Genomic DNA, 10259 nt, shown 5'->3' with positions numbered 1-10259 from the left:
CGTTAAAGCCGCGCTTTAGCACGGCTTTAACGAAGCTGTAATTTCATAAGTGCCATCGGCACGGATCATTATGCCCCGAGCCTATGGCTCTCTGTTGTTCTTTTGGACTTATAAACGGGTTGAAACCCGTTCTTGCCGGATCTTTCGAGGCCATGCCTCTTTTGCTAACATGATCGTTGAACCCCGCTTTTTACAGATGACGGCTACAGCGAAGCCCCAAGTAGAGACGATAAAAAGCTGGCACCTTTTAATGGTTATACGGATTCTCCCGGATCGTTTTTAAACAGCTTCTAAGACCGGGGGCGCGCTATCTGCCCCTGGCATGCAGGAAAAAAGCGTAACGAAATGCGATGCCTGGGGAAATTTCCGGGCAGGCAAGTGAAAGCCGTGTTGTATGTGAAGGAAAAGGAAAGATTTCAAATAAAGAATACCAGGAAGTTACTGGCGTAGCAAGAATGACTGCAATAAGAGATTTACAGCTACTGGTTAAAAAAGGCATTTTAAAATCATCTGAGACCAAAGGTGCCGGCTCTTACTACGAATTAAGAATTGCACCATAACTGCACACTTAAGGAAGGATACGGTGTAATATTGTATAAAGTCAGCCATATAAGATTTGTAATAGGAGGCGTATTCTGCTATTCGCTTACATAGCGTTGCTCTTTGGACAAAGTAATGGTGAGCCGGCCCTCCTCACAGGTAACATCCACTACATGGCCTATTTCAAAACCGCTATCTTTTTTATTTGTTTTTTAATGGTGCTCGTGAAGACTTCGCCGTAGCCCGGCCCCGGTATGGGCTTTTGGATAATGCGGTATATTGACCATCCCCGCTGCCCATGCCGGGGACACGTCCAAATCTAAAAACCGACTATAATCATTGGCCCTGCCGCCGTCCCTCATCAGATCAGGATCACCAGGCGCTTGCCCCCTGCCACCGGCATATCCCAGGCTTTTTCTATATCCTGCAAGGGCATGGTAAGGGTATCTATTTTTAACGCGCCGGCTGCCGCCAGTTGAAACATTTCAGGCAGCATTTCAGTGATCAATTGCTTCACTTCTGCACGCGACCAGCTGCCCAATCCAGAGCCGGAGAGCTGGATGTCGGTGCTGCGCAGGATGGAGGAAGACAGGATGATGGTGTCGCCCGTCATGCCGCCAATAGTTACAAAACGGGTACGGTGCGAGGCCCTTCCATCGCCCTTCAGTGCCTGCAGGATGCCCTCTGCACTGGGCCCCCACAGGTAGTCCACCACTACATCAATGGGGTGTTGCCCGTGCGCCTGCCGTACCCGGTCGGCAAAGCTGGTAGCATCCTGCCCCAGCGGGATCACCGCATCCGCACCCAGCAACAGCAACTGCTGCAGCGTCTGCTCATTGCGACCCGTAGCGATCACCCTGCCGGCGCCATAATGTTTGGCGATCTGCACCGCCATTTTGCCCGTAACGCCCGTGGCGCCGTTCACCAGCACCGTCTCGCCCTGCTGCAGGCCCGCGCGGAAACGCAATGCCAGCGCCGAGCCCATCACGGCATTGGGCAGCGCGGCAGCAGTGGCGTCGTCAATGCCCCCGGGCAGCTTTACCAATATATCTTTCTCCACCAGCGCCTTTTCGGCTACCATGCCGCTGATGCCGATGGCATACACGCGGGTGCCATCTGCCAACAGGCCCACGCCATCCCCTCCCACCACCTTTGCCGTCCATGCTTCGTTCTGAGTGGAATAATGCTGCCCGCTGGCGCGCATCTTATCCAGGTTCTTTACGGCGGAGGCCTTTACGGTGAGCAATAATTCATTGTCGCGCTGCGCTACCGGCGCCGGGAAATCGGTTACATATCTGAGCATTTCGCCTTTTTGAAATACGACCGCTGCTTTCATTGGATTCCTGTTTTCCGGCAAAATTAAGCCGTCCGGTGTTGCCGGAACAATAACATTTGTTAATAAATGAGCAGGCCTTTCTTTATTTCTTCTGTAAAAACGGTTCTATTTAGCAGGAAGAAAGCCTACACAAATTTTTCACCCCGACCGGTAAAACAGGTGCATCACATTTTGTGATTGAAATGGCCTGTATGAACACGGCGCCATGGCGAGGAAAAAAGGTTATGCAGTCCCGGTAAAATCCGGATGAAAAATTTTATGTAGGTTTGTCAAAACTGTTGGGCCATGTCAAAATACATTCTGCTTGCAAGTGCACTGTTTATATACACCTTTAGTTACGCTCAAAAAGAAGATAGAAAGTTAAAGACGTTGATTGAAAAAGCGGTCAGCGACTTTCACGGGGATATTGGGGTGTATGTACATCACTTAAAAAGGGATCGCTTTGTAGCGGTGAATGCGGATACCGTTTTCCCCACTGCCAGTATTGTAAAAGTGCCCATACTGGCAGGTGTGTTTCAGAAAATTTCGCAAAACGAATTGAAACTTTCGCAGGAATTTGTATATGATGCCAAACGGGCGTATGGAGGTTCGGGGCTCATGCAGTTTTATAAGGACAGCGCCCGTACAGATCTGTCTACCATGATCTCGCTAATGCTTACATACAGCGATAATGTGGCCGCCATCTGGCTGCAGGAGCTGGCGGGCGGCGGTGCGGCTGTCAATCCGCTTATGGATCAATTGGGATTGCCTCATACAAAGGTGAACTCCCGCACCGCAGGCCGGCAGGATATCTGGAAGAAATATGGCTGGGGGCAGACCACGCCCAGGGAAATGGCCCGGCTGTTTACCCTGATCCGCCAGGGTAAGGTTATTGACGCCCGGTATTCGGATAAAATGTACCGCTACCTGAAAAACCAGTTTTACAACGGCCGTTCTTTATCACAGCTCCCGGCAACGGTGAGCACCATTTGTAAGACCGGATCGGTGAATGATGCCCGCGGTGAGGTAGTGCTTGTAAACGCCCCGGGAGGTGATTTTGTTTTTTGTATCCTCACCAAGAACAATAAAGACCAAAGCTGGACGGATGATAACGAAGCCGAGGTATTGACCCGCAAACTGGCCAATATCATCTGGAACCATTTTGAGCCGAAACACCGGTTTACCGCTTTTGAGAAGATCGATTAAGGAGATCAGTTATAGAAGCTCAGGAACACAGATCTTGTTATATTGCGACGGTGTTCCCGTCCCCATTTCAAACCGTCCTGAAATTTCAGCATCGCTGTGTATTCTGTGGCAGCAAAAAAAGGTCATGTTCCACAAACTGAAAGCAAAAGTAAAAAAGTTCAGGCGGGAGATCGTTCCGGTCTATTATGCCTTGCACGACAAGCGTACCCCGATGCTGGCAAAGTTATTGGCCGGGCTTACCGTTATCTATCTTTTAAGCCCGGTGGACCTTATTCCCGATTTTATTCCTGTGCTGGGCCTGCTGGATGACCTGATCATTGTGCCCCTACTCATCAGCGCCACCCTTAAGCTGATACCGCCCCCGGTCATAGAAGAGATCCGGGCAAAGATCGATATGAAGCAGAAATTGCCGCAGCGATGGTATTACGCCCTGCCCGTGGTTGCCCTGTACGCCTACCTCCTGTTCCTGGTTGCACGGTATTTCTTTCGTCATTAAGGCGCAGGGCCGCCTGCACCATTGCCTGACATTGTCTCAAATCCCCCGCTCAAATGCCGTTTTTACACTGCAAAATGCTCTATGCTATTTCATAGCTTTGTACAGGCAATTTGCGAATCATAATTATGGCTTGCCGAAGGCCCTGACCATCGGTAACCAAATAAAAAATCAAATCAATGGATCCAAAAATGATATGGGCCAACCTGGCCGTAGACAACCTGGAGCGGACCACGAAGTTTTATACCGAACTGGGATTTCAACCCAATGGCGCTCCCAACAATGAACTGACAAGTTTTGCGGTGGGTAAAGATGCCTTTGTCCTGCACTTTTTTCTAAAAGACGCGCTTAAACCCGGTATGAAAGGCGAAATAGCGGATGCACACATCGCAAACGAGATCATATTCACCCTTTCTGCAAAAGGCAAAGACCAGGTGGATGCCTGGGCGAAGGAAGTAGAAAAGGCCGGCGGCAAATTGGTTTCCCCTCCGGAAACATTTGGCAACGATTATTATGGTTTTGTTTTTGCCGATCCGGACGGGCATAAATTCAATGTCTTTTATATGGAAGGGCTTTAGACAAGCCCTGCTTTTTCACGCGGTCATTCCCGCAAGCGAGCCGTTCCGGGTAACCAGATGACCTGGGCGACAGACAGCGCTGTCAATAATGCGGGGCGAAAAACAATGAAACCCTGGGATCAGGTCAGGTTACACCAGTCTTCATGCCCCGGCGCGACATTTCGCTACAAAAAGAAGTATATCAACGAAAAGTTTCAACAATTTCATTGCCACAAATTCACGAATAAGCGCCAAATGGCGGCACTCGTACCCATTTTTTGAAAGAAAAGGGCTGTAATTTATTTATTCGTGTATCTATAGCGCCCCCTCCTTATAAATATATTTATGTAATTTTGACAGACCTGTAACAGGGGGCCATGCTGCCTTTGCCGGCAGTGTACATAGAAAACTTAACCATCAATACTTTCTAAAATGAACAATGCAAATAATGCCCGGGTCTATAAAATGTCCTTTGCCGGTGTTTATCCGCATTATATTCAAAAAGCGGAGAAAAAAGGCCGTACCAAAGAGGAAGTAGATACCATCATTTGCTGGCTGACGGGATATGATCTTAAAACATTGCAACACCATCTCGATAGCAGAACCAACATCGAAACCTTATTTGCCCAGGCGCCGCAAATCAATCCGAATGTTTCGAAGATCACCGGTGTGATCTGCGGTTACCGTGTGGAAGAAATAGAAGACCCGCTTATGCAAAAGGTCCGCTACCTCGATAAACTCATTGACGAGTTGGCAAAGGGAAAGACCATGGATAAGATCTTAAGGAAGTGACATCAGAAATATCAATTGCGGCGTTTCTTGTTGGAAGAGGTTCCGGGACCGTGACAAAATTCGTTTTATAACGGAATGTTTTTCTGAGCCTGGTTCGGAATTTATTGCCCCCCTACCTCGTTTTAGATGCCGGCATGCCCATCCGGCCGATTGCCCGGGCAGGAATAGTGGCTTTTGATACAGCTGCATCTACCGGTGTCTTTTTTTATAGTATCATTTCAAATGCGGGCTGAATTTTTCTCCACCGCCGGAACTGTCACAAAATAGCCAGCGGGCAATAATGAATCCTTTCACCAGCTCCGGTTGAAAGTTTTGTCCGGCTCAGCGGCTCCGGTAAGGCTACACCAGCCCATATCACATTGATGCATCCCAGAAACGCAGCCTGTACAGATGAAATATTCCGGACCATTCAAAAGATCCCTTTACCTGCGGTTTTAAAGTTTGACAGTATCTGTTTCATCGAAGGGAACCATGGCGCATATTGGCGAAATATCAGTTGAACAGCATTGCACTATAGGATTTCCTGGCGAAATGCAATACCTTTATTGTTTGAAGCCTCATCCGAAGGCGCCCGAAAAACGAAAATCAATAGTCATGAAAAAGTTCTGGTGGTTTTGCGGCCTGATCCTTGTCATGCTGGTTACCGGGGTATTCTGGGGTACCTGGTTCACCCTTACGCGCAGTCTGGAAACCTTTCCCCCGGATCATTTTATAAAGATCGGTCAAACCATCATTGATAATGTAGCTGTGCCCATGCGGATCCTGATGCCCGCTACCCTGCTGGTGTTATTGCTGCTGTGCTTTAGTCTCCGGAAACAGAGGCCGGCGTTTTATTTTGTACTGGCCTCATTTATATGCATGATCATCAGCCTGCTCATCACTCTGCTGGTGGAAGTGCCCATCGACAACCAGATCAAAACATGGACTCCTGCTACGATCCCGGATAACTGGGTTGCACTGCGTGCCACCTGGAAGCAGTTCCATTTTTACAGAACCCTGACCAGCATTCTTAGCTTCGTATTCCTCTGCGTGCCGGTTTTATACAGGAACAAAAACCGGTTCGCATACCGGTAGCCGTCTGCGTGCGCCGGGGCTTCAGAAGGTGGAAAATTTTTAATTGATACGATGAACACAACCACGAAGCCGGATAATACGGCAGTACGAACCGCTTTATGGCGGGCCCTGCATGTACAGGTAGATGCGCCCCCACTCATTATCGAAGATACGATCGGCCTGCAGCTGATCGCTCCGGATACCGGATGGCAGCAACGCCCGGACATGCACGCCGCATTTACCAGGCGCCTGCGGGCGTCCATGGTGGCCCGGGCACGCTTTATCGAAGATGTGGTCATTGAACAGGTCCGCAAAGGTGTGGGCCAGTATGTGATCCTCGGTGCCGGACTGGACAGCTTTGCACAACGCCGGCCGGAAATCGCTTCGAAATTGCAGATCTATGAAATTGACCAGCCGGATACGCAGCTATGGAAGAAACAGCGGCTGCAGGCACTGGGCTTTAATCTGCCCGGAGAATTGCATTTTGTTTCGGTGGATTTTGAAAGGACCTCCTGGTGGCAGGAACTGGTAAATGCCGGCTTTAACCCCGGCAAACCGGCAGTGGTAGCCTGTACCGGGGTAACCCTTTACCTTACAGAAAATGCGATCCGGAATGTATTGAAACAGCTGGCAGTGCTGGCACCCGGCTCTGCACTGGCAATAACCTTCTATTTACCCCTGCCCCTGATGGAACAGGAAGACCGGCCGTTACAGGAGATAGCGGAGAAAGGCGCCCGGGAAGCCGGCACTCCTTTTATCAGTTTTTTTGCACCGGATGACGTACTGCAGCTGGCCCGCGAAGCCGGTCTTCAAAATGGGAAGGTCATCGGCAAGAGCGATCTGGAGCGGCTGTATTTTGCTAACCGCGGCGATGATTTGCAGCCTGCCAGCGGAGAACTGTTTTTGCTGGCCACAACCTGAAAAGTAGGTCACCCAGGCGCCTGCTATTTCTTCTCCACCGCAAGGGCACCGCTGGGACACCGGAGTACCTGCTCACTGATCCGCCCTGCAGGGGCGCCGTTCACATCCACCCATTTCTTTTCTTTGGGCCGGAATACCTGAGGTAACTCTCTCCAGCAGCGGGTGGCGTGCTGGCAAAGTTCCGGACGCCAGACCACGGCGATCTCTTCATTTTCATAAAGGATCCTTTTTGCCTGTTCCTGCTCCCGCTGCATGAACGTGCGGACGGTAACCTGGTTTTCCAGGATCTTTGAGATCGGGCAGGCCCGGGCGATTTCCTGCAGCCGCAGCCGCTGATCGTCCGGCACCGGCTGAGAGAAATAAAGGTCCCGGTCGATGACCGTGATGGTGCTCCCCTCCTTTATTTCACTGTACAGGTTGGTATCGACCCGGATCTCCGGTATCTCCCATCCCTTACGGTCGATGTACATACGCAAGGTAATAAGGGTGCAGGAAGCCAGCGAAGAAAGCAGCAAGGTATAAGGGTCCGGGCCACTGTCCTGCCCTCCCTGGCTCACCGGCTCATCCGCAGTGAAGCTGCCATTGCGCCAGGTGACGGAGCACTGGTATCTTCCAGCGCCGATCGCGGCGTTTACCGGTCTTTCAAGTTTATATTTCATATGCTTTTTTTATGAGTACCAAGCTACACCATTTCTTTTATTTCCAAATTAATCCAGGTTAAGCGGCCAGCCACGACAGCGCCGGAACATTTTCTATTTTTTTTCATTTTCTACATTTTCAAACTTGCAAATTCTCAAATTTTCCGCACCTCAATGGCAATTATATAAACCAAACCCATAATTGTGTAACAGTCCTGCCTTTTGTCTGTACGAACTTTGTATGGAATTATTAAACGATTTATTTATGACAACAGATCCGTTAAATGCAATAGCCATCCCGCTGGAAGGAGTAGAAAGTGAACATTGTGCCCTGATCGTAGATAAAGGGCTGGATAAAGTGGAGGGAATTGCCGCACATAAAGTGGAATTGAACAACCGCAGGGCATTGATCACCACGGATGAAAACGCCGTAGTGTCCAAAGCTGTATCCGCCATCCGTGATCTCGGCTATGATGTACCCACCGTAAAAAAGACCATCCCGGTGCTGGATATGACCTGTGCTTCCTGCGCCATTAGTGTGGAAAGTCTATTGAAAAGCCTGCCGGGGATCGTAACAGCATCTGTTAACTTTGCCACAACATCAGTAGCGGTAGAATACCTCCCCAATATTATCGACGCTGCCGGAATGCAAAAAGCCGTGCAATCGATCGGCTACGACCTGCTGATCGAAAGCGGGGAAAAAGAGGCGGAAACGCTGGAAGCCATCCATCAGCAAAAATTCGCCGCACTGAGGAGAAAGACCCTGTGGGCTGCGCTCATTACAGTACCGGTGGTGATCATCGGCATGTTCTTTATGGATATCCGGTATGCCAACGAGATCATGTGGGTTCTCTCTACCCCTGTGGTACTTTATTTTGGAAGGGACTTCTTTATCAACGCCTGGAAACAGGCAAAACACCGTTCTGCCAATATGGATACCCTGGTAGCGCTGGGCTCGGGAACGGCGTACATCTTCAGCGTATTCAATACCCTGTTTCCCTCCTTCTGGCATAGCCGCGGTCTGCACGGACATGTATATTTTGAAGCAGCAGCCGTGATCGTAACCTTTATCCTTTTGGGAAAATTACTGGAGGAAAGGGCAAAGGGCAATACCTCATCTGCCATTAAAAAGCTGATGGGGCTGCAGCCCCGGACGGTTACCGTTATCAAAACAGACGGCCGGGAAGAAACCCTGCCTGTCGAAAAGGTAAATAAAGGGGATGTCCTTCTTGTGAAACCCGGTGAAAAGATCGCCGTGGATGGCATCGTAACGGCCGGCAGCTCCTATGTAGATGAAAGTATGCTGAGTGGTGAACCCCTTCCGGTATTGAAAAATGAGAACGATCCCGTATTTGCCGGCACCATTAACCAGAAGGGCAGCTTCCGGTTCCGTGCAGAGAAAGTAGGATCCGAGACCATGCTGGCACAGATCATCCGCATGGTACAGGAAGCCCAGGGCAGCAAAGCGCCGGTCCAAAAACTGGTTGATAAGATCGCCGGCATTTTTGTACCGGTAGTGATTGGGATTGCCATCCTGGCATTTGCCAGCTGGATGCTGCTGGGCGGCAACAATGGTTTTACACAGGGGCTCATTGCCTTTGCCACTGTGCTGGTGATCGCCTGTCCCTGCGCCCTGGGACTGGCCACACCTACCGCCATCATGGTAGGAATAGGCAAAGGTGCTGAAAAAGGCATCCTGATCAAAGATGCCTTAAGCCTGGAGCTGGGCAAAAAAGTAAACGCCGTGGTGCTCGATAAGACCGGGACCATTACCGAAGGCAAACCATTGGTGACCGGTAGTTACTGGAAAAATGATGATCTGCTTTTAAAGCAGATCTTCCTCGGCATTGAAAAACGATCGGAGCATCCCCTGGCCGATGCCGTGGCCAAACATTTTGAAGCGGTATCTGCAGCTCCCGTAGCGGCATTTGAAAGCCTGACCGGCCGCGGCGTCAGGGCGCAGGTTCATGGAGTAGTCTACTACGCAGGCAACCGCAGGCTGCTGGACGAGCAAGGCATCCGGATCGACGAATCTTTTTTAGAAAAGGCACGGCAATGGAGCGATGCCTCCCAAACCGTTATCTGGTTTGCCAGCGAACAGGAGGCTTTAGGCGTGTTTGCGATTGCCGACCAGGTAAAAGAAAGCTCGGCAGAAGCCATACAGGCATTAAAGCAGGCAGGTATTGCGGTGTACATGCTTACCGGTGATCATGAAACAACAGCTGCAGCCATTGCCCGGCAAACCGGCATAACCGACTACCAGGCAGAAGTGCTGCCGGAACAGAAAGCAGTCTTTGTAAAACAACTGCAGGCACAAGGTAAAACGGTGGCCATGGTCGGCGACGGCATCAACGACAGCGCGGCCCTGGCGCAGGCCGATGTGAGCATCGCGATGGGCAAGGGCAGTGACATTGCCATGGACGTGGCAAAGATGACCATTATCTCATCGGATCTGAACAAGATCCCGGAGGCGATCCGGCTGTCCCGGCAAACCGTGGCCACCATCCGGCAGAACCTGTTCTGGGCCTTTATCTACAATATCATTGGCATTCCGGTTGCAGCGGGCGTTCTATACCCCGTGAACGGATTCCTGCTCGACCCGATGATCGCCGGAGCCGCCATGGCATTGAGCAGCGTAAGTGTGGTCACCAACAGTTTACGCCTCAAATGGAAACGGTAAATGATATAAGAATAAACGGGAATGATGTAACAGTACCGTGATCAGCAACAACGAAATTTGTAAC

Annotated in this window: 10 protein-coding genes; 8 read left to right on the top strand and 2 right to left on the bottom strand. The window is 50.4% G+C overall.

Annotation, left to right across the window (positions count from 1 at the left end):
- The first annotated feature begins 350 nt into the window (after positions 1–350).
- Complete coding sequence (locus B160_RS31720; RefSeq protein ID WP_026309819.1) at positions 351–560, top strand: hypothetical protein; 210 nt, start codon at positions 351–353, stop codon at positions 558–560.
- 341 nt (positions 561–901) lie between these two features.
- On the opposite strand, the gene B160_RS0116155 is transcribed toward B160_RS31720, so the two are convergent.
- Complete coding sequence (locus B160_RS0116155) at positions 902–1876, bottom strand: quinone oxidoreductase family protein (RefSeq protein WP_018628972.1); 975 nt, start codon at positions 1874–1876, stop codon at positions 902–904.
- 285 nt (positions 1877–2161) lie between these two features.
- Here B160_RS0116155 and B160_RS0116150 point away from each other — a divergent pair, with 285 nt between their 5' ends.
- The 6 genes from B160_RS0116150 (at position 2162) to B160_RS0116115 (ending at position 6877) form a co-directional block, all read left to right on the top strand.
- Positions 2162–3061 (top strand): serine hydrolase, encoded by a 900-nt coding sequence (locus tag B160_RS0116150; protein WP_018628971.1) that lies wholly within the window; start codon positions 2162–2164, stop codon positions 3059–3061.
- A 124-nt stretch (positions 3062–3185) separates the two neighbouring features.
- A complete protein-coding gene (locus B160_RS0116145) occupies positions 3186–3557 on the top strand; it encodes a YkvA family protein (protein ID WP_018628970.1) in 372 nt (123 codons plus the stop codon).
- Between the two features lie 176 nt (positions 3558–3733).
- Positions 3734–4132 (top strand): VOC family protein, encoded by a 399-nt coding sequence (locus B160_RS0116140; protein ID WP_018628969.1) that lies wholly within the window; start codon positions 3734–3736, stop codon positions 4130–4132.
- A gap of 411 nt (positions 4133–4543) precedes the next feature.
- Entirely contained in the window at positions 4544–4903 is a 360-nt protein-coding gene (locus B160_RS0116135; protein ID WP_018628968.1) for a DUF2200 domain-containing protein, read from the top strand.
- A gap of 594 nt (positions 4904–5497) precedes the next feature.
- Positions 5498–5977 carry an anthrone oxygenase family protein gene (locus tag B160_RS30740; RefSeq protein ID WP_018628965.1) on the top strand — a complete coding sequence of 160 codons (480 nt, stop codon included), beginning with the start codon at positions 5498–5500 and terminating at the stop codon, positions 5975–5977.
- 51 nt (positions 5978–6028) lie between these two features.
- Positions 6029–6877 (top strand): class I SAM-dependent methyltransferase, encoded by an 849-nt coding sequence (locus B160_RS0116115; RefSeq protein WP_018628964.1) that lies wholly within the window; start codon positions 6029–6031, stop codon positions 6875–6877.
- Positions 6878–6900: 23 nt separating this feature from the next.
- Here B160_RS0116115 and B160_RS0116110 read toward each other — a convergent pair whose 3' ends face one another.
- A complete protein-coding gene (locus tag B160_RS0116110) occupies positions 6901–7536 on the bottom strand; it encodes a (4Fe-4S)-binding protein (RefSeq protein WP_018628963.1) in 636 nt (211 codons plus the stop codon).
- Positions 7537–7780: 244 nt separating this feature from the next.
- Between B160_RS0116110 and B160_RS0116100 the strand changes: the two genes are divergently transcribed.
- The gene (locus tag B160_RS0116100) at positions 7781–10195 is read left to right on the top strand and encodes a heavy metal translocating P-type ATPase (protein ID WP_018628962.1); all 2415 of its coding nucleotides are present in this window, start codon (positions 7781–7783) and stop codon (positions 10193–10195) included.
- The last annotated feature ends 64 nt before the right edge of the window (positions 10196–10259 follow it).

The sequence above is a fragment of the Niabella aurantiaca DSM 17617 genome (assembly GCF_000374125.1).
In the GTDB taxonomy this organism is placed as follows: Bacteria; Bacteroidota; Bacteroidia; order Chitinophagales; family Chitinophagaceae; genus Niabella; species Niabella aurantiaca.
The sequence above is the reverse complement of the archived record's forward strand: the minus strand, read 5'-3'. Positions and strand labels throughout refer to the sequence as shown.